The sequence below is a fragment of the Chryseobacterium gambrini genome (genome assembly GCF_027920505.1).
GTDB lineage: Bacteria > Bacteroidota > Bacteroidia > Flavobacteriales > Weeksellaceae > Chryseobacterium > Chryseobacterium gambrini.
Genome location: NZ_CP115857.1, coordinates 2,123,662 through 2,140,731, shown reverse-complemented (window position 1 = coordinate 2,140,731; position 17,070 = coordinate 2,123,662). Strand labels below are relative to the sequence as shown.

General features: G+C 32.6%; 25 protein-coding genes. 3 read left to right on the top strand and 22 right to left on the bottom strand.

The genetic code is table 11. The features are described 5' to 3' along the window. Positions 1-427: 427 nt before the first annotated feature. Positions 428-1,348, bottom strand: coding sequence for a hypothetical protein (locus PFY09_RS09675; RefSeq protein ID WP_271162275.1), 921 nt, complete (start codon positions 1,346-1,348; stop codon positions 428-430). Positions 1,349-1,486: 138 nt separating this feature from the next. Continuing rightward, positions 1,487-2,497 (bottom strand): helix-turn-helix domain-containing protein, encoded by a 1,011-nt coding sequence (locus PFY09_RS09670; protein WP_271162274.1) that lies wholly within the window; start codon positions 2,495-2,497, stop codon positions 1,487-1,489. Between the two features lie 348 nt (positions 2,498-2,845). Between PFY09_RS09670 and PFY09_RS09665 the strand changes: the two genes are divergently transcribed. The 3 genes from PFY09_RS09665 (at position 2,846) to PFY09_RS09655 (ending at position 4,800) form a co-directional block, all read left to right on the top strand. Then, positions 2,846-3,283, top strand: a complete 438-nt coding sequence (locus PFY09_RS09665; RefSeq protein ID WP_076390743.1) for a recombinase family protein — start codon at positions 2,846-2,848, stop codon at positions 3,281-3,283. Further along, positions 3,247-3,603: a helix-turn-helix domain-containing protein gene (locus PFY09_RS09660; protein WP_271162273.1), complete on the top strand. Its 357-nt coding sequence runs from the start codon at positions 3,247-3,249 to the stop codon at positions 3,601-3,603. Before PFY09_RS09665 ends, PFY09_RS09660 begins: the two co-directional genes overlap by 37 nt. 84 nt (positions 3,604-3,687) lie before the next feature. After that, on the top strand, positions 3,688-4,800 hold the full coding sequence (locus tag PFY09_RS09655) for a hypothetical protein (RefSeq protein WP_271162272.1): 1,113 nt from the start codon (positions 3,688-3,690) through the stop codon (positions 4,798-4,800). A 95-nt stretch (positions 4,801-4,895) separates the two neighbouring features. Here the strand turns inward: PFY09_RS09655 and PFY09_RS09650 are convergent, their stop codons facing one another. The 20 genes from PFY09_RS09650 to PFY09_RS09555 form a co-directional block, all read right to left on the bottom strand. Beyond that, positions 4,896-5,513, bottom strand: coding sequence for a hypothetical protein (locus PFY09_RS09650; RefSeq protein WP_271162271.1), 618 nt, complete (start codon positions 5,511-5,513; stop codon positions 4,896-4,898). After that, positions 5,510-6,535, bottom strand: a complete 1,026-nt coding sequence (locus PFY09_RS09645) for an RNA ligase family protein (protein WP_271162270.1) — start codon at positions 6,533-6,535, stop codon at positions 5,510-5,512. The genes PFY09_RS09650 and PFY09_RS09645 overlap by 4 nt, the downstream gene beginning before the upstream one ends. A gap of 7 nt (positions 6,536-6,542) precedes the next feature. Then, the gene (locus tag PFY09_RS09640) at positions 6,543-7,220 is read right to left on the bottom strand and encodes a hypothetical protein (RefSeq protein ID WP_271162269.1); all 678 of its coding nucleotides are present in this window, start codon (positions 7,218-7,220) and stop codon (positions 6,543-6,545) included. Between the two features lie 76 nt (positions 7,221-7,296). Beyond that, a complete protein-coding gene (locus PFY09_RS09635; RefSeq protein ID WP_271162268.1) occupies positions 7,297-7,962 on the bottom strand; it encodes an immunity protein Imm33 domain-containing protein in 666 nt (221 codons plus the stop codon). Positions 7,963-7,998: 36 nt separating this feature from the next. Beyond that, complete coding sequence (locus PFY09_RS09630) at positions 7,999-8,538, bottom strand: hypothetical protein (protein WP_271162267.1); 540 nt, start codon at positions 8,536-8,538, stop codon at positions 7,999-8,001. A gap of 32 nt (positions 8,539-8,570) precedes the next feature. Continuing rightward, positions 8,571-8,978: a hypothetical protein gene (locus PFY09_RS09625; RefSeq protein ID WP_271162266.1), complete on the bottom strand. Its 408-nt coding sequence runs from the start codon at positions 8,976-8,978 to the stop codon at positions 8,571-8,573. Then, entirely contained in the window at positions 8,975-9,526 is a 552-nt protein-coding gene (locus tag PFY09_RS09620) for a bifunctional (p)ppGpp synthetase/guanosine-3',5'-bis(diphosphate) 3'-pyrophosphohydrolase (RefSeq protein WP_271162265.1), read from the bottom strand. Before PFY09_RS09620 ends, PFY09_RS09625 begins: the two co-directional genes overlap by 4 nt. Positions 9,527-9,582: 56 nt before the next feature. Then, positions 9,583-10,386: a DUF1963 domain-containing protein gene (locus PFY09_RS09615; protein ID WP_271162264.1), complete on the bottom strand. Its 804-nt coding sequence runs from the start codon at positions 10,384-10,386 to the stop codon at positions 9,583-9,585. Positions 10,387-10,454: 68 nt separating this feature from the next. After that, positions 10,455-10,814 (bottom strand): hypothetical protein, encoded by a 360-nt coding sequence (locus PFY09_RS09610; protein WP_256040081.1) that lies wholly within the window; start codon positions 10,812-10,814, stop codon positions 10,455-10,457. A 17-nt stretch (positions 10,815-10,831) separates the two neighbouring features. After that, entirely contained in the window at positions 10,832-11,179 is a 348-nt protein-coding gene (locus PFY09_RS09605; protein ID WP_271162263.1) for a hypothetical protein, read from the bottom strand. 22 nt (positions 11,180-11,201) lie between these two features. Further along, positions 11,202-12,047, bottom strand: a complete 846-nt coding sequence (locus PFY09_RS09600; protein WP_271162262.1) for a metallophosphoesterase family protein — start codon at positions 12,045-12,047, stop codon at positions 11,202-11,204. 147 nt (positions 12,048-12,194) lie between these two features. Continuing rightward, positions 12,195-12,443: a hypothetical protein gene (locus PFY09_RS09595; RefSeq protein WP_271162261.1), complete on the bottom strand. Its 249-nt coding sequence runs from the start codon at positions 12,441-12,443 to the stop codon at positions 12,195-12,197. Continuing rightward, positions 12,430-12,990, bottom strand: coding sequence for a hypothetical protein (locus PFY09_RS09590; RefSeq protein ID WP_271162260.1), 561 nt, complete (start codon positions 12,988-12,990; stop codon positions 12,430-12,432). Before PFY09_RS09590 ends, PFY09_RS09595 begins: the two co-directional genes overlap by 14 nt. Beyond that, positions 12,945-13,343 carry a hypothetical protein gene (locus tag PFY09_RS09585; RefSeq protein WP_271162259.1) on the bottom strand — a complete coding sequence of 133 codons (399 nt, stop codon included), beginning with the start codon at positions 13,341-13,343 and terminating at the stop codon, positions 12,945-12,947. The genes PFY09_RS09590 and PFY09_RS09585 overlap by 46 nt, the downstream gene beginning before the upstream one ends. Positions 13,344-13,360: 17 nt before the next feature. Next, on the bottom strand, positions 13,361-14,446 hold the full coding sequence (locus PFY09_RS09580) for a Kelch repeat-containing protein (RefSeq protein ID WP_271162258.1): 1,086 nt from the start codon (positions 14,444-14,446) through the stop codon (positions 13,361-13,363). A gap of 308 nt (positions 14,447-14,754) precedes the next feature. Next, positions 14,755-14,985 (bottom strand): hypothetical protein, encoded by a 231-nt coding sequence (locus PFY09_RS09575; protein WP_271162257.1) that lies wholly within the window; start codon positions 14,983-14,985, stop codon positions 14,755-14,757. A gap of 44 nt (positions 14,986-15,029) precedes the next feature. Continuing rightward, on the bottom strand, positions 15,030-15,554 hold the full coding sequence (locus tag PFY09_RS09570; RefSeq protein ID WP_271162256.1) for a hypothetical protein: 525 nt from the start codon (positions 15,552-15,554) through the stop codon (positions 15,030-15,032). Continuing rightward, on the bottom strand, positions 15,551-16,012 hold the full coding sequence (locus tag PFY09_RS09565) for a DUF1569 domain-containing protein (protein ID WP_271162255.1): 462 nt from the start codon (positions 16,010-16,012) through the stop codon (positions 15,551-15,553). The genes PFY09_RS09570 and PFY09_RS09565 overlap by 4 nt, the downstream gene beginning before the upstream one ends. Positions 16,013-16,027: 15 nt before the next feature. Continuing rightward, a complete protein-coding gene (locus PFY09_RS09560) occupies positions 16,028-16,630 on the bottom strand; it encodes a short chain dehydrogenase (RefSeq protein ID WP_271162254.1) in 603 nt (200 codons plus the stop codon). A 141-nt stretch (positions 16,631-16,771) separates the two neighbouring features. Beyond that, the gene (locus PFY09_RS09555; protein WP_271162253.1) at positions 16,772-16,951 is read right to left on the bottom strand and encodes a SymE family type I addiction module toxin; all 180 of its coding nucleotides are present in this window, start codon (positions 16,949-16,951) and stop codon (positions 16,772-16,774) included. Positions 16,952-17,070 lie beyond the last annotated feature (119 nt).

Genomic DNA, 17,070 nt, shown 5'->3' with positions numbered 1-17,070 from the left:
TTAAAGAATAAATTTTTTATAGGCAAAATGAGATTTTGGGTAAATAAAATTCTCTATTAGGATAAAAAAATATAAAAAAAGCCGCTCAAAAAAGAATAGCTGATCTGTGTATTAAATAAGAATGTTTAAAATAAAAAATAATTTTGTTCCTTTAGGAGCAGAATCTGTGTAGAAATAAGAATAAACCCATCAATCAATCCGTAGGATTGATATCTATAATACGATAAATATTCTAAAGATAGCGTTCCTCGGAACGCCGAACATCTTGTAAATATGATTTCTAGACAGATAAAACTCCATAGAGTTTTATCTTTTTTATTTTAAAACAGCTTCAATACACAAATTATAATTTTCGAAAAGTTTTGTAATGGGAAATGCTAAACTAAATTTAAGTTTTAGAGTGAAAATTAATTTTAAAAAGCACTTATTAATTTTCATATTTTAAATGATCAGCATAATAGCCAAATGCTCTTTCATTAAAATTATTTTCAGCAACATGATAGCAGAGTCGGCTTACGTAAAAAATTAATGTCAAAATAATTATTGATTTTAATGGAAAGAATATTTTCCTTTTTACGACGGTTTTTTTCTCTTTACCTTTATTAACCGTTTCCAGAATTTTAAATTTATGTTTTCCTTTTGAGAACTCTACGAAGATATAAACTATATATAAAGTTAAAACGCAAAAAAGTGTTAGTAAAGAAATAATTGCCAATGATCTTGCTAAATCTATTCTTATCTGAATTTCATTCAATTCTTTTCTTATAGGGTCGGATTTGAGATAACACCAATTTTTACATGTATAATAAATTCCGTTTACATAACTGATGAATGCTTTTTTCTTCATTTTATGATTCAATATAGCAGTTCCGTTGTTTTTCCAGAAATCTTCAACATTATCATCTTTGAAAAAAGTGTTATTGGAATTTCTTATCATATCACCACTGAGTTGCTTATTTTTGAAAATCTGTTTTCCTAATCCAGAAAGCTCTTTTTCATTTTTAACTAGAGATTCCATTCTTATTTCTCCCTCTGTACAAAAAACATTTTTATCCTTAAAAAATTTTACAAGAGGATTTCTACTGATTTCACTATCTGCTAAATGATCTGTGAAATCTTGTGTAAGAACTCCCAAGGTAAATACGCATATCAATGCAAATATTGTATATCCTGTTTGTTTTAGTTCATTCCTCAGAAGGGTTGTAAGATAATTAACAAAGGCTTCAGAATTTAATTTTCTAATATCAAAAAATCGATAACTTAAATACACTATAAATATAAGGGCAAAAAGGCAAAAAGTGCCAATACATAATGTAGATAAATAGCTAAACAGATCAAGATCAAACATAACAGTAATTTTTTTTAAACTTTTATTATACCAATATTAATATCAGCTAAAAGTTCATATCAAAATTAGTTTATGTAAGTTTTTATGGCAATTACCCTTTTGTGTAAGCTTATACAAAAGCAAAAAAAATAAATTTTATCACTCAGAAATTGCATATGCATCTATACCAATTGATCTCATATATTCTGAAGGTGTTTTATTTTCAATCTGTTTAAAGGCTCTGTTAAATGTAGACTGATGCTTAAAGCCTGCAGAAATATAGATATGCATTAAAGTATATTTTGGATAATTTACTTTCATTTCATCCTTGATATAATTAATACGATAGGTATTGATGAGGTTTTTAAAATTAGTATCAGAATTCTGGCTGATCGCTTTAGAGAGATAGGTGGTATTGATCCCGAATTCGTATGCAAGATCCTGAATGCCAAATTCCGGATTTTTCCATGGAGTTTCAGATTCCAGATATTCTTTAATACGGTGATAAATTTCGGTATACATCTGAAGATTTTCTTCATCACTTTCTTTTGCTTTGCTTTTTTCAGATGCAGTGTCTTCGTTTTCGGGGGTAGCTTTTGAATCTTTGTACTGATGTTTTTTTTCAAAAATCTTTATGTTGTAAAATATCAGAAATAAAGAGATTGGCAGAAATGTTAATAAAACTTTTACTTTGCTTAGATGAGCGTTTTTGTTGACGATAATATCGGGAAAGTAGGATAATGGAAGATTTACCATAATAACAAGAAGCAGTGTGATAAGAGATGTCACCAATAGCACGGTTCTGAAACTGTAAAGATTGTATAGTCCTAAAGGAAGAAGGGCAAAAAATAAAATAGTTTCGGGAGCGATTTTCCAGAACATAAAAAGTAATACAAAAAGCAATGTGATTTTTGCAACAAGGTAATAATCAAGAAAGTATTTCAGGATTTGGTATTCCAACCGGTAATTAACGGTTGTTACCAATCCTAAAAGCAAAACCGTTGCAAAAAAGAAAACTACAATATTTTCATTCCCTTCAAAATAGAAAATGAGGGTATGAATAAATAAAATAACCATCAGCATCAAATTGTAATGGAAAAAGAACATTTTAATCAGATGTTCTCCAGGAGTTCCGTCCGGTTTTGTATTCTGGTAAAAATTAGTTTTCATGAGTTAATTGTGTTTGTCTGAAACCGTTCCTTTTTTACTTTACAAAGTTTGAAAATTTCAGTACTAAGATAATAATTAATAGAATACAATAATTCTAATAAGTTAATTTCTAAAATAGTTTATTTAATATATTGATTATTAAATATTTGAGATTATTTAAACCAGATCTTAAAACGTTAAAATTTTTATCAATCAGTTTACCTGGGAATCTATATTTGTATCATCAAAAAGCATTTGAAATGTCTGTAGATACGATAATGTTGATGTCAAGTTGGGATATGAAATATGGATTACGGAAAAAATATAATAATCAATAACACAAAAAATAAGATAAAAAAATTATGAGTTATGTCTTACAATGTAAAAAAAATCCATATCGGAAAACTTATCCATCAGAAAGTAAATGAAAAAGGAATCGATATGTACCGGATAGAGAAGTTTTTGAAATGCAGTGAAGAAGAAATTTTTTCTATGTACCAAAAACCAAGCATTGATACCGAAATTCTCTTAAGATGGAGTAAACTGCTTAAATATGATTTTTTCAGAATTTATGTGCAGCACATTATTCTTTTTTCTCCCTCTGAAAAAAGTAAAACTGAAGCACAGGAAACACAGAAACTGCCTTCTTACAGAAAGAATGTGTATACCAAAGAAATTATAAATTTTGTTCTGGAACTCCTCAATAGCGGGCTAAAAACCAAAACAGAGATCACAGAAGAATATAAAATTCCTAAGACAACACTTTACAAATGGATAGAAAAATACAACAGTCGAAATTCAGAATAAATGCTCCGGATTACAGGAAAATTTATACCGATATGATTGAAATGAAATATGTGGATAAAAGAAGAAAATGTGAAACTGTGCTTAGTAAGGCAAAACTCTCGGTGATGGATATTTTCGAACTTGAAAAAATAATTTTTGAAACCAATGGTGTTCCTGATGAAAAAGAGAACGGAAAATTTCGGGCATACGATGGTGAATCAATTTTGCAGATTCTGACCTATCAGAAAAAGAACAAGATGACCAATACAGATATTTCAAATCATTTTAAGATAAGCAGAAATTCGATAGCGAAGTGGAAGAAATTATTTCCTGAAATCTGAATTTCGGGGTAAAAGTATTCAAATCGTATTCTTACAGATTTATTCTCAAATAATTTCAACAAACAACAATTAATAATAAACAAAATGAAAAAATTATTTACAGCTTTTTTTACAGCTTATGTGTTCACCTCAGTTTTACATGGGCAAGTTGGTATTAATACCACTTCTCCGGATGCAAGCCTTGATATTCGTGCAAAAAACCATTCAGGATCTTCTCCGGGAGCCGTAACATCGGGAGATGGAGTATTAGTACCTAGAGTTAATGCTCTTTCTGTAAACGGATCGGTAAACGGACAATTGGTTTATCTTATTGCGGATGCTTATGGTTTTTTAAAAGGATTTCATTACTGGAACGGAACTGCCTGGACAGCTCTGGATGCTACTAATGATGCATGGACCAATGATTCTGCGGGAACGATGATAAAAATCGGGACAAAGTCTGACGGCTCTGCGAGAAGCAGCAATACAGATTTTGTTGCAACTGATGCAGGAAGAGTAGGAATAGGCACAAATGATCCTAAAGTTACAGTACAGATCGAAGGACAGGCGGCTTCTTCTGCAGTTCCCGACGGATTTACACCTCCGAGATTAACGAGAGCACAGCTTTCAGCAAAAGATGCATCTTACGGAAACAATCAGAATGGAACTCTTGTTTTTGTCACGACTCTGGACGGATCTGCAATAAACAAAGTGTCTAACGTTACTTCCGTAGGATTGTATTTTTATGATGCTCCTACCAGCAGATGGTATAATATCCGAAATTCATCTTCCGGAGTGGTGGAAGGTTTTAAAATTATTACAGGAACTTACTCTCCTACCACACCTTATGTAGTACAACCGGACGATTATATTTTGATTTTAAGATACAGCACCGCTTCTACCGGAGGAAATACTTCTGCAAACGTAAGCACTACAAGTCCATATCTTAACAATGCTGCGAATTTGCAGCTTCCGGATCCTACAACCTGTCCGGGAAGAGTTTTGCATTTTATTAATGACAGTGATAAAGTAGGTTCTTCAACGGCTGAAAATGTTTATACCAATTATGCAATGCATTCTGCACTTACTGATACAAACAGTTTTAGCTCCAGAAGTGCTTTAAGCAACTATGAAATTTCAACGGGGCAAAATAATTCGCAGTGGAAAATCATAAGTGACGGAACCCGATGGATTTCGCTGCAGGTTGTAATAGTGTAACACAAATGTTTATTATAAGTAATCGTAATGAGAAAGGCTGTTGTAATGACAGCCATCTTTTTATATAAGAAGTTATCACAAACTTTATTTTAAATTTAATACTGAGTGAGAGATGTTAAACGAAACAGCAATAATTCATTGTCCGATAATATTTTGTATTCATACCCAATTTCCTTCCAAATGGCAATTAATTTTTCTTTCGCTTTACTGTCATCTGAAACTACTATGATGTGTTCTTCATGTTTCCATTCACGTCTGAAAATAAGATCATATTCTTTGTCTATTCTTCTGGCTCCTGTTAAAATTGAAAGGAGATCGACATCATCAGAATTAACGTAATTCCTACGAAGAATATTTGATTTGATTTTTTCAATCAGTGAATTGGTGTACGCTGTATCTTCCGGTAGATTTTCAAATAACTTCATTATGTAATCATGATCATGTGTTCTTTCTTTTCTTTCCTCCGTTTCAAAAAGTTTGCAGATTTCCTCGCTGAACCATTCTCCTGAACCCATAACTCGATATTCCTTTGTAGTTTTATCATACACTAAAGGACCGGGACCGATAATGTGCCCTCTTTCATCATCCGGATCATATATTTTATGTGTCCAGAAAAATATGATCATTTCTTCCGTATCAAAGTATTCGGCAATTTTAAAATCGGGGCTTATTTCCTTTTCAATGATTTGTTGAGCAAAATTCAGGTCGATCATATTGCCGTAATCATTTTATTAATCTCGGCATTAATTCTCTCCGCAATCCACGTTTTATCTTCGGGAGATAAATCGTTTAAAAGGTTGTCGTTGTTTTCATTAAAATCGGTGATCACATCTTCCAGAAATTCCTTTTTAATTTCGGAAACTCTAGAATGATTGTTTAAATCTAAAGTCCCGATTTTAGAAACAGCACTTTTCAGTCTGTTTTGGGTAACGTAGTTTCTCAGTTCGTCTACAATAAAGGAGAGTTCCTCCGTTTTGGAAGAGACATTCGGGATGAACGACCATTTTTCAGCTTCATGAAACTTTTCCTCTTCATCGAATTCCGAGTTTTTCAATTTGATAATAGGTCTTTGAAATTCATTGTTATCCAATTGATTAAAAGGCTTTATCACGACGCCTTCAATTAAATTATCGTTCAGTTCCGGAAGATTAAATTCTTTGGGAACAGCAGAATTGATCCTGATATTGAAATTCATCGCTTCATTAAATTTTCCTATCAGCAAAGGTTTTGCATAAAATATTTTAAATTCATCAAAATAAGCAACAGCACTTTCATAATCCAGATAATGTTTAGAAGCAGTACCATCGGTTTCAATAGCAATATCAAAAGCACAAAATTCGATATCGGGCGTATAATATACTCCTGTTTGTACGGCATGAATATCTTTTACAGGGGCAACTTCCGGATGTGGATATTTTCCTCCGAAAAGCTCTCCGTAGATGATGTATTTTTCGGCGGCAATGTCGCTGCTAAGTTTTTCAAAAAGACGGAGAATATTATTTTCCAGTGTACTGACCACGAGCTGAAAGCCGAAAAAATCGTCGGTCCAGTTGAGGTATTCTTTTCTTTTGGCAAATTTCAGACTGCCGTTTTCATAGACAAAGCTGAAATTAGCGCCGTGTACTTTTTCCGTAACCACCCATTTCAGTTTTTCCATCTTGGAAAAATCGCTTTCGCTAAGACCTAATTTTTTTAAGTTGTTGGGCATTTTTTCGTACCCCGAAAATTCACTCATTGTTTTTTTATTGATAGCTTGCTATTTGTTCTTTTAACCAAGATACACATTCTTCTGCTTCATCTGTTGGCAGAAAATCTTTATAGTTATTCAACTTTTCCAGAAGTTCTTCATAATCTTCGGGATCATATATTTCTTTTGGATCACTATTCATTTTTATCATATCTTCATTGGATCTTTTCATTTCATCAACTTTTTCAGCATAATATCTGGCAATAGTTTGAGGAGATGAATTATAATTTAAAATAAAGTAATCTTCAAAATTATTGATTTCATCTCTTTTTTGGAACTGCAAAATACCATCTATAATTTCATACCGATCAATACTATCAAAATAGTCAACATAGAAAAGAGCGTTTTCTAAAAAATAAGACAAATTATTCATGAAATCTACATAGTTGTAACTATCGGGACCATGTTTGCTTAAACCCTCTATCTGTATGTATATTCCCGATATTTTAAAATCAATTATTTTTTGTTCATAATATAGTGCACGTCTTTCGACAAAGCCATTGTCAGAAATTTTTACATATGTCTGGTTGAAAATTCCCCATTTTCCGGTATGAGTCTGTTCATTAGAATATTTTTCTAAAAATTCCTGCTCTTTTTCTTTTTTTACCTTCAAAATAGCACCACCTATAATTACTCTTGGTTTTAGCTGTGTTACTCCATGCAATTCTCCCATGTCTGTTACATTTGTGTTTCAATAAATTTATTAAGTGATTGTGGACTGTTTTCACTTTTCATGTAAAAATGATTATTTAATTTTCCACAAGATAATTATCAAATGCAATATTGGCATCATTATCCTTCCAAATAATTTTGAATCCTGCCGGAAGTGCCATAAACTTCACAATTTCCGGTCTTGACATCATGAACTGCCCAAGTGCCATTTCTTCAAATTCGTTTGCTTCTTCATCAAAACCATCCGTTATCACCATCCATCCTGAATCCGGATATTCCCTTTTCCAGCGAAATAAATGGATGGGCAATCCTGTTTTGGTTAGAGGATCTGCTAAAACAATCTGATTAATATCCGGGAAATCCGGTTCTGCTTTTAGCTGGTCGCATACTAAAAGCTGTTGATTAAGTACGAAAAGAGTACGAATCAGTCCCGGCTCGAATCCAAGTTTTTCAGGAATAAGTTCAAAAATCTCAAAAAAGCCTGAAGAAACTTCCTGAAACATAATGTTCCAGGTGAAACAGGTGACTTTATCTCCACTTTTAATATCGGGTTTTTCATCCTGGATGAATTCCACAAGATATTGAAGGATATGCCCCAGATTTTCTAAGGAAAGATCCTGTTTTACGATCTTGATCTCTTTATGTAAGTATGGTTTTAGTCCTTTGGAATAATGACATTCGCTGTCGGAATAAAATTCTACATCTCTTATTTTAAATGCTTTTTTTCTGCTGAAAAGTCCCATAGATATTGATGGTTATTATGTTTTTGTTCAATTTAATTACTCGTAAATTCTGCCCATTTCTAATAAGTCGCCCAAAGTTCGCCAACTTACTTCAAACTCTTCATTATTACTTTCGTCATCGCCATGATCTAAGTAACATCTCATACCACATTCCAAAATAGAATCCGGATCAAAATTGTACCATCGGTTGCCTGTTTCAGAATCGATTCCAAAATAACGCCATTCATCTTCCAACTGTTTTCCTTTCATTTTGTGCAGCTCTGCAATCTGAAACTTTATGACGGCAAGGGTATAATAAATTCCAAGATCTTCTGAAGCATATTTTGCTTTACCTTCAAAGATGCTGTAAATTGCTTTTGGGTCAGGTGCTTTTACAATTTTCAGCCATTCATTATCAAATTTTGTTGGCTCCGAAGTATAGGCATCCTTTAGAATTTTCGATAGTAAATCGGAAGTTAAAGGCTTTTGTCTTATCTGTTCCACAAGCTCCAGTAAAGCTAGAAGATATGTTTCTAAATCTCTTTTTTCTATATTGTTGTTGCGATTGATGCAATTGTAAAATTCATTATACGTCATATTTAATAAAATGTATTTTTAATAAAAGCAGGCTAATACATAAAAATATCTAAATAATCCTGTAGAATAGCATCATTGCCTGTTATCTCAATTGTGAATTCTTTAATTTTTTGTATCAGTTCAGATTCGTTGGTATTTTTATCGATATCTACCAGTCGCAATGCAATTTGCGATTCGTCATCTTTTAGATTGATTTTTATTAATCTTCCATCATTAATCGTTATTCTTGTGGGTACAGATGGTTTTCTGTAACACTCTTTTATAAGGTTTACGATTTCAAAAAGCTTTTCTGTTTCCTCAATTTTTCCACTCCAAACTCTGCCATCTTCTTGGAAATATTGCGATTTGGATAAAATAACTAAAAGGATATAAAAATCTTCGTTTTTTTTGATTTCAATATCAATTTGTCCTGCGAGAGTATGTATTTCAATCTTGATCATTTGTTTTTATAAGCTTCAATTTTTTCGGATAATCTTTTGGCTAAATAATCATTACCATCTTTTAAATGTTCGTAAATAATTTTTGCTTCCTCAAGATATTTTTCTTTCTTCGCTTCTTTCCAAAAATAGGGTGAAGCATATAAATTGCAGATTCTGTCTGCCATTTTAACGGCCCAGACTTCTTTGGGCTGTTGCTTTATTCGGTGTAAGCTATCCTTCATTTGGTGTTCCTTTTCAAGCTCTGTATTTTTTGTGAGGGCAAGAACACCTTCTTTCACGTCTTTACCATATTCTTTTTCGAGATCTTCAATTGGGTAATCTGTATCTTCTATGGTATCGTGCAAAAACGCACATTTGATGGCGAGATCAAAATTAAAATCAGGAGTATTTTTAGAAGCATTGATGATTTCAAATACCACGCTTCCGATGTGGTTGATGTATTCTATTTTTTGGTTTTTGTTTTGTCCGCCGTACGTTTGTCCGTTGTGCAGAATGCTTACTTTCTGCCATATGTCCTGTAAATCGTCTATTGTAAAATTGTTGTTCATTTTTTGTGATTTAAGTTTGAAATAATAAATGTTCTTTTTTTGCTCAATGTTTTCTATCAATTATCACTTACTTCCCAATCCACATAAACGTTGCTAAAATCTAAATTACTTAAATCTTCTTTTGAAATAAACAGATGTAAGTAAACGTATTGTTCTCCGTTATAGACAGCTTCATCGCTTCCGTCAATTTGTAAAAGCAAAATATAATCTTTTATACGATTTTCAATTTTTCTAAAATCTCCGTGTATAAAATATCCATATCCGCCGAGTTTACTGCCCATACTTTCTCCGGTGAAAAACTCACTGAATTCATCATAAGAATCCTCATCTTCATCTAGTAATTCCCACATATATTCTTCAATAGACAGATCATCAAACTCTTCGCATTGAAATTGATACTGGCTGTCCGTAGCACTTGCCCACGAAAAGCTTTTTCCAAAATTTAATGTATAAATATTTTTAAACGGATTATTTGAATAAAACTCATCTTTTAAGAAAGAAAAATCTTCAATGCAGGGTAATTCAAGTTGTTCTTCTGTAATATATTGTACAAAGCAGTCTTCCTTTCCAAAATTGAAGTGCTGATTAAGAAAAATCTGCAAAATTCCTTTTTCCGGAAAAAGATCAGATTTTGGTATTTCAGCAAAATTAATCTGAACTGTAGGGATTAAGATGTTCCCGTTTTTATCTTTAGGATATTCCATCGTTAAAGGAATAAAAGGATAACCCAGATATTTACTGGTTTTAAAATCTAAAGGATCTGGACTTAAAAGATTGAGCTCATTTTCACTAATGATAATTGAATCTCTTCTATGACTTTCTAATTCGGATTTATATTTTTCTAAAATTTTTGGGATCATTTTTTATTTACAGATTATGATAATTAATAGATTTTGTGGTGATAAGACTCAATTTTTCAAATTAAATTTTATTCTATCACCAGTTTCACATAAGTAATTCCATCTTCTCCGATATACTCGGAATTATAAACTCTCTTTCCGATAATTGATTGAATGGCGTTCTGAACGTCTGCTAATGCTCCTGCCAATTCGAGACTGATGTTTTTTGAGCTGTAAAAAGCATCTTCATCAATAAAATCAGAAACGTGCAGGTAGAATTTATCCAATACATCTTCAAGCGGGTATTGAGAATCTTCCTCTTCTTCCAGATCAAAATTTACTGCAAAAACATAGATGTCCTCTTCTGTATTTTTATAGATTTTATTTTCAGCTATTTCATATTTAGAATTACTGTGTTTATCCAGATCAATTAGTTGTATGTTTTTCATTTTAATAAGGTTTTTATTTAAGCAACTGCCTCAATAATTTTTCCGAAGAACTTTTCTCTGGCTTCATCGAGATTCATATTTGCATTTTTAATACTCCACGCAGTTTCAAACAAATCGAATACGTGAGACATTGCGAGAGATCGGGCAGGATCTCCGGGAAAACAGAAAAAATGAGCTTCTTCAGAAAAACTCCTGCCTTTCCCATTTTCCTCTAAAGTTACCCAGACAGAAGATTTTGCATCTGCTCCGGAACCTCCAAATTCTTTTTCCAGGTTCCAGTGTATATTGTCGGTTGCTCCAACCAAAATCATGTGATAATCTACCTCAATCCAGTTGATGATAAGATGGGTAAGCTTTTCTTCCATTTCGTATAGTATTTTAGTCTGGTTACTGAGTTTTCCAGTTAAATTTTGTCATTTTATTCGTGAAATTCTCGTCGACAATTTCAATGTTCAGTTCACCGTTTTCTTTTGTGAGAATAATCATGCAGCCTTTTTCCAACATTCCGTTTTCATTGAATTCCAGCTCTCTTACTTTTATAGATTGTGTAATGCCGTTAACATCCGTTTCTTCTCTAAACGGTTCTCCGGTATGTCCGTAAAAGTGATATTGAAAAATTACATTGTCCAATACTTCTCTTATCTCAGTCATTCCGTAACCGCTTTGGCTGTCGTCTTTATCGTGAGTAATCAGGACATCAAAAGTATTGTTTGTTTTCAGCAGTTTTTTAATTTCAAATCTTTCGTAATCCTGAATAAAACGCTTTTCGGATCTGCCTTTCCGGTCTCCGATTCTGCCGATTCCTACAAAATGTAAAACCTCATCTTCCGTTTCCAATGTTTGTTCTAAACCCGATTTGCAGACGAAAACTCTTTCATAGATATCAATAGGAAAAATACTTTCATCCGGATTTTCTTTTTCCAGACGGTCTAAAAAATCGTGGTCTTCATGATTTCCGCGGACGCAGATCATATTAATATTCAGCTCATTCAAAAATGATTGAATCTCGGGGTTTTCTTTCGTGAAATCATCATGAAAACCGAGCTCGTCTCTGTCGTATTGTGCGTGTTTTATCGTTGCTTTATCAAGATTTTCAATAATAGGGTAGGCTCCCAAATCTCCACACTGCAAGATGAAATCAATTTTGCTGCCTGTTTCTTTCTGATAAAGATCAACAAGTTTGAAAGGTAGCAGGATTTTACCGTGAATGTCTGAAAAGAGAGCAATTTTCATATTTGAGTTTGGTTATTTTATTTTCGGGTATCAGTTTTAGCCTTTCAGAAAGCTAATCTGAAAAACAAATATATCGAAAACAATTAAAGGAAAAACGTTAAGTATACAGAAATAAAAATCCCGGATCTGAAGTCCGGGATTCTGTAATTATTGTTTTATACTTTTTATAAAAGTTTGCATATAAGTATCAATAGCTTGTGCAGTTTCTGTACCTCTTCCAATCTCATTACATATCATTAATACTAAGTCTGTATTTGTAGGGTGGTTTAGAATATAGATTTCAAACTGACCTACGTCTTTATGGACTTTTCCATCTTGTCTGCCAATATTATATAAGCCCGAGTGAAATAAATAACCTTTCATATTTCCGAATTCCACTTTTTCATATAAACTCATTAAATCTTTTGATTTCACATCTTTGTTTATAAAATAATCTACTGTTTATAAAATAATCTACATTTTGTATTTGTTCATCTCGAAAAAGTACACAGATATTATACCAAGGTAAATTATATTTTTGGAAATCATATTCATGGATTTTTTTTACTTTATCGTTATTTGAATGATAAGTAACTCTATGAATGAAATCATTAGCTAATTCATCAACCGTCAAACCTGGGTGTGCAGATTTTTCGAAGGCATAAATTTTATAAGTTTCTTGATTTTTGTTTATTTGGTAACCTATTTCTGTATCACTCCTGTCTGTGCTTCCTGTCTGGCTGGTATTAATATCCTCCTTTATATTAGTTTTATCTATAGTTACATCAAGATAAGGTAAATATAGATTTTTTGGTTCCCAAATAGGAACATTAAAAAAGATAGGTTCTAATAATTTAACTGTTGGTCCATATTCTTTATATCCTGTTTCTTCTCTAACCCAAAATCCTATTTCTACTCTTATACTTTTCTGCTTTCTACTCCATTTGCACCATTTAAAATCCATTCAAGATTATTTCCTCTGGTTTCGAAATCATTGCCTCCCCAAACACTGAATTTCTTTGTAGCAGGTGTGTTTTTAATAAAATCTTCCATAGCAGTATAGCCCTCTTTTTGAATACCCCAATGGTTGATATAGGTTTTGGTATTATCTGAAAACTCTACATATAATTTGCTGTAACCAGAATAAATGGTTACATTTTTCGGTTTTTTAAAGCTTACCTCTAGTGTTTCCAGATCGTTTTTTGAAATGGTTGCTCCTGATTTAACTTCTTTTCCATTGATAAATGCAGAAAGCTGCGCCTTACCAAAACTGAAGAACAATAATGATAAGAATAAAAATAAACGGGTTATTTTCATGATTCTAATTTTAATATTTAGTTTTTAATAATTTTAATTTGCTGTAAAATCCCTTTGTCGTTTTTGAAGCTGAAAATATAAACTCCCTTTTCCAGACTTGATAGATCTATGTTTTTATTGAAATTTGAAGAGCCTTTTGAAATTTGTTTTCCTTCTGTAGAGAAAATAATATAATCGAATGCATCATCTTTTTTGTTACTGACGACAATATGATCCCTGAAAGGATTTGGATATGCTTTTATCTGAAAAACATAGGCTGCATCTTCATTCGCAGAAAGTATTCCTTCGCTAATATCTGCAACTTGTGCACTTGCAATGGATGAATTTATAAAAGCAGTAGTATTCCCACCCATTATATAAAGCTTATTGTTATAGACTTGTGCTGCAGAATGTCTTCGCCCAATCATATTGGAAGATAATTGATGAAGCTGATTGGTAGTTGTATCGAAATAAGCTAAAAAAGTCTGGTTATCATAATCTCCGACAATGAAAATCTTATTGTTTGATACCGCGACCGAATGACCGGAAACACCTACAGGCATAGTATATTGGTCAGTCCACGCATTTAAAGTAAAATCATAAACGTTAATGAGATTAGAATTGGTTCCATTGAAACCACCAATTACATAGAGTTTATTGTCTACAATCTTTCCTTTCGTCTCTTTGGCAACGGGCATATCCGGTAAAGAATTCCATGTGTTTGATGCGATATCATAGTATTGAAATTTACTTGAGTAAGAATATGTAGAACTTCCATTTAAACCGCTTCCTCCAAAGGTGTATATTTTTCCACTGTAGATGGCAGAACCTGCATTTCCTGTATAAAAAGGATTTACAGCGCCATTAGTTACCGTGTTTGTTGTAAGATCTATAATTTCCAATCCACTGTTTCCCCAACCGTTAAAAACGTAAATTTTGTTATTATACATTTCTGAACTGGCAAACCTTTTTGCGGCAAGAGTTGTGTTGAGAATATTCCACGTATTATTGGTGATGTTATATTTTTCAATAATGTTAGAATCGCCGTTAGTTGTATAGCCATTGCTTACATAGATGTTATCATTAACAATAGCGCTTGCAATTGCTCCTCTGGCGTATGACATATCTGCAAGATTTTGGAAGCTAAGTGTTTGAGCATTACAAAGCAGTGAACTCAAAAAAGATATAATAAGAAGTTGTTTCTTCAAAATGTAAGATTATTAGTTTTTAATTGTACTCATTTTATTCCCTGTAATTTATGTGGTATGTGTACTGAATTACAGAAAATTGAGTGCAAATATAATTAAAAGTTTATAAGAAAGTTTTATTTTGAAAATAATAAAACTTATGAAATCATATAATATAGAATTTATTAAATTGTAGGCAATATTGGTAGGAAATAAACTTAACCGAACTACAGATTTTCAGATTCTCAATCCAACGCTTCAATCCACTTGCCCAGTTTTTCAGCAATAGAATCATCGGTCATATTTGCGATTTTCCATTGGTCGCCATCAAATTTTGAAATGACAATGAAATTTTCTTCATCAAATTTAAACGTGTAATAAATAAATCCGTCCGATTTATCTACGTTTCCTGTAATTTCAACTTTGTATGCTCTGTTGTTGAAAATTAAGTCGATTATTTTATCTGGCTTCTGCATCTTGCTTTTGTTCTAAATGGTGGGCGACTGATCTTTATTATTCCTCAAAATTCTTTAGAAAAACCATCCTGAATTATTGAAATCACCAGTTCTTCTTTATTTAAAATCGTTGAGTACCAAAATCCTTTTCCCCAGATTCTTATTCCGGAAAATTCTTCGGTATATTTTGAACGTAATAAGGCAGAAGAGGTTTTGCTTTTCAGTCTTGAAATTTTCTGATTCAGTACTTTTATATTAGAAAGCACGAGTATTTCAACTTTTGATTCGTTAATATGAAGCGCTTTAATTTCAAGTCCGTCAATTATCCTGTCGCTGTTCTCCCTGCAAAATTCATGAATATCAATTCTCAATTGGTTTATAGATTTTTCCTGTAAAAGAATCCTGTTGTTTTGTGGATTTTTATTTACATATTCATCGGATAACTCATGAGACAAAGTGTAGCTTATATTTTGCAGGCGTAATTTCGAGTAAGTATCAGTAAGTTTTTTCCAACGCCCATTTTTATCCCAGACAGGATATTCGTTATAGGTTGTCCAGATGATGTGGAAGAGTTGATTGTTATTCGTCATTTACTCTTCAGAATATCATTGATGATTTCCACATGATGATTGGTATGTATTTCCAGAAATTTAATTGCCTTTTTCAGTTTTAAATCTCCGAAAAAAGGATGGTTGAAATATTTATTGGGATCAATATTTTCCAGTTGCCTGATTTTCGTTTTGGTGAATTGCAAATGCTGCTCCAAAGTCTGCTCATCATAATGTCCCGGAGTGACTACTTTTGGCGATTTTGCACGGCCTCGCGGAATTTTATTCAACGCAAAAACCATAATTTTCGAAAGTTTGAAGCTCCATTTATAATTTTTGGGATCAGATTTTTCTATATTTTCGATGATGGCATTAATTGTAAGCAAGATATGTTCGATTTGCCATCCTACATTGGATTTCGAAATTTCAGGATTGGAAATAGTATGCTTTGAGATTTTTTCTTCGAGATTATTTAAATATTTCGGCAGTTTATTCATCATTAAATCTTTTATTTTTTAGTTATAAATTCTGATAACTTCGCCGTTTCCTTTTCCGTTCACGCTTCTTATATAACCGTTGATTACTTTTTTCATGGGAATAGGGTTGTGTCCCGGAAAATAATCTCTGTATTTTTCGTAAGCGTCTTCCACCATTCCGGAAGATACCACGTTGAGTCTGATTCCGTTTTCCAGTTCCAGCGCTGCCGCCTGTACAAAACTGTGGATTCCGCCGTTCACCATTGCAGCACTTGCGGTCTGTACAACAGGGTCGTCCGCTAAAATTCCTGTAGATAAAGTAATAGAACCATTGGAATTTAGATAATCTTTTCCGATACGGACGAGATTAACCTGCCCCATCAGTTTGCTTTTCAGTCCGATATAATAATCTTCTTCGGTAAGGTCTTTGAAATCTGCCCATTTTGCTTCATAAGCAATACAGATGATGGCATCCAGTTTTCCGATTTTTTCGAACATTTCTTTAATGGAATGGCTGTCTGCAATATCCACCGTTACATCTCCTGAGTTTCTTCCGGCAATTACAACTTCGTTGTTCTCTTTAAAATGTGCTGCTACTGTTTTTCCGATGGTTCCGTTACCGCCAATGATGAGTATTTTCATTCTGTGATGTTTATTATTGATGATTTTCAGATGTAATCAAAGGTACGGAAAGTATTTTACCAAAAAGAGTGCAAAATTTGAGTTTTTTATAATTGAATTTCATCATTAAATGTTGCGAATAACAAATACATCGTACTGTATTTATAAGTCATCAACGGTAATAATCAGTTTGTTTTTCTTCTGCTGAATATTCACCATTTTTCCTTTTCCGAAACCCAGTTCATCAAGCCATTTTCCTCTGAGCCTTATTTCCGGAACGATGATGAGTCGGTTGCTGCTTTTCTGAAATCTTGAATGGATTTTAAGTTTTCTTGAATTCATCATGATGTGTTGTTAAATGATAAATTTGGTTTTGGTTATTTGTTTTTACATTTTTCTGGCTGTACAGGAGGAAGTTATAAAAATACCTGAACTTCCTGCCTATACAAACCAAGGGTATA

What these genes read in the sequence shown, in the direction of transcription:
- PFY09_RS09675 (WP_271162275.1), bottom strand. Translation starts at nt 1,348, where the DNA reads ATGTTTGATCTTGATCTGTTTAGCTATTTATCTACATTATGTATTGGC.
- PFY09_RS09670 (WP_271162274.1), bottom strand. Translation starts at nt 2,497, where the DNA reads ATGAAAACTAATTTTTACCAGAATACAAAACCGGACGGAACTCCTGGA.
- PFY09_RS09665 (WP_076390743.1), top strand. Translation starts at nt 2,846, where the DNA reads ATGTCTTACAATGTAAAAAAAATCCATATCGGAAAACTTATCCATCAG.
- PFY09_RS09660 (WP_271162273.1), top strand. Translation starts at nt 3,247, where the DNA reads ATGGATAGAAAAATACAACAGTCGAAATTCAGAATAAATGCTCCGGAT.
- PFY09_RS09655 (WP_271162272.1), top strand. Translation starts at nt 3,688, where the DNA reads ATGAAAAAATTATTTACAGCTTTTTTTACAGCTTATGTGTTCACCTCA.
- PFY09_RS09650 (WP_271162271.1), bottom strand. Translation starts at nt 5,513, where the DNA reads ATGATCGACCTGAATTTTGCTCAACAAATCATTGAAAAGGAAATAAGC.
- PFY09_RS09645 (WP_271162270.1), bottom strand. Translation starts at nt 6,535, where the DNA reads ATGAGTGAATTTTCGGGGTACGAAAAAATGCCCAACAACTTAAAAAAA.
- PFY09_RS09640 (WP_271162269.1), bottom strand. Translation starts at nt 7,220, where the DNA reads ATGGGAGAATTGCATGGAGTAACACAGCTAAAACCAAGAGTAATTATA.
- PFY09_RS09635 (WP_271162268.1), bottom strand. Translation starts at nt 7,962, where the DNA reads ATGGGACTTTTCAGCAGAAAAAAAGCATTTAAAATAAGAGATGTAGAA.
- PFY09_RS09630 (WP_271162267.1), bottom strand. Translation starts at nt 8,538, where the DNA reads ATGACGTATAATGAATTTTACAATTGCATCAATCGCAACAACAATATA.
- PFY09_RS09625 (WP_271162266.1), bottom strand. Translation starts at nt 8,978, where the DNA reads ATGATCAAGATTGAAATACATACTCTCGCAGGACAAATTGATATTGAA.
- PFY09_RS09620 (WP_271162265.1), bottom strand. Translation starts at nt 9,526, where the DNA reads ATGAACAACAATTTTACAATAGACGATTTACAGGACATATGGCAGAAA.
- PFY09_RS09615 (WP_271162264.1), bottom strand. Translation starts at nt 10,386, where the DNA reads ATGATCCCAAAAATTTTAGAAAAATATAAATCCGAATTAGAAAGTCAT.
- PFY09_RS09610 (WP_256040081.1), bottom strand. Translation starts at nt 10,814, where the DNA reads ATGAAAAACATACAACTAATTGATCTGGATAAACACAGTAATTCTAAA.
- PFY09_RS09605 (WP_271162263.1), bottom strand. Translation starts at nt 11,179, where the DNA reads ATGGAAGAAAAGCTTACCCATCTTATCATCAACTGGATTGAGGTAGAT.
- PFY09_RS09600 (WP_271162262.1), bottom strand. Translation starts at nt 12,047, where the DNA reads ATGAAAATTGCTCTCTTTTCAGACATTCACGGTAAAATCCTGCTACCT.
- PFY09_RS09595 (WP_271162261.1), bottom strand. Translation starts at nt 12,443, where the DNA reads ATGAGTTTATATGAAAAAGTGGAATTCGGAAATATGAAAGGTTATTTA.
- PFY09_RS09590 (WP_271162260.1), bottom strand. Translation starts at nt 12,990, where the DNA reads ATGGATTTTAAATGGTGCAAATGGAGTAGAAAGCAGAAAAGTATAAGA.
- PFY09_RS09585 (WP_271162259.1), bottom strand. Translation starts at nt 13,343, where the DNA reads ATGAAAATAACCCGTTTATTTTTATTCTTATCATTATTGTTCTTCAGT.
- PFY09_RS09580 (WP_271162258.1), bottom strand. Translation starts at nt 14,446, where the DNA reads ATGTCATACGCCAGAGGAGCAATTGCAAGCGCTATTGTTAATGATAAC.
- PFY09_RS09575 (WP_271162257.1), bottom strand. Translation starts at nt 14,985, where the DNA reads ATGCAGAAGCCAGATAAAATAATCGACTTAATTTTCAACAACAGAGCA.
- PFY09_RS09570 (WP_271162256.1), bottom strand. Translation starts at nt 15,554, where the DNA reads ATGACGAATAACAATCAACTCTTCCACATCATCTGGACAACCTATAAC.
- PFY09_RS09565 (WP_271162255.1), bottom strand. Translation starts at nt 16,012, where the DNA reads ATGATGAATAAACTGCCGAAATATTTAAATAATCTCGAAGAAAAAATC.
- PFY09_RS09560 (WP_271162254.1), bottom strand. Translation starts at nt 16,630, where the DNA reads ATGAAAATACTCATCATTGGCGGTAACGGAACCATCGGAAAAACAGTA.
- PFY09_RS09555 (WP_271162253.1), bottom strand. Translation starts at nt 16,951, where the DNA reads ATGAATTCAAGAAAACTTAAAATCCATTCAAGATTTCAGAAAAGCAGC.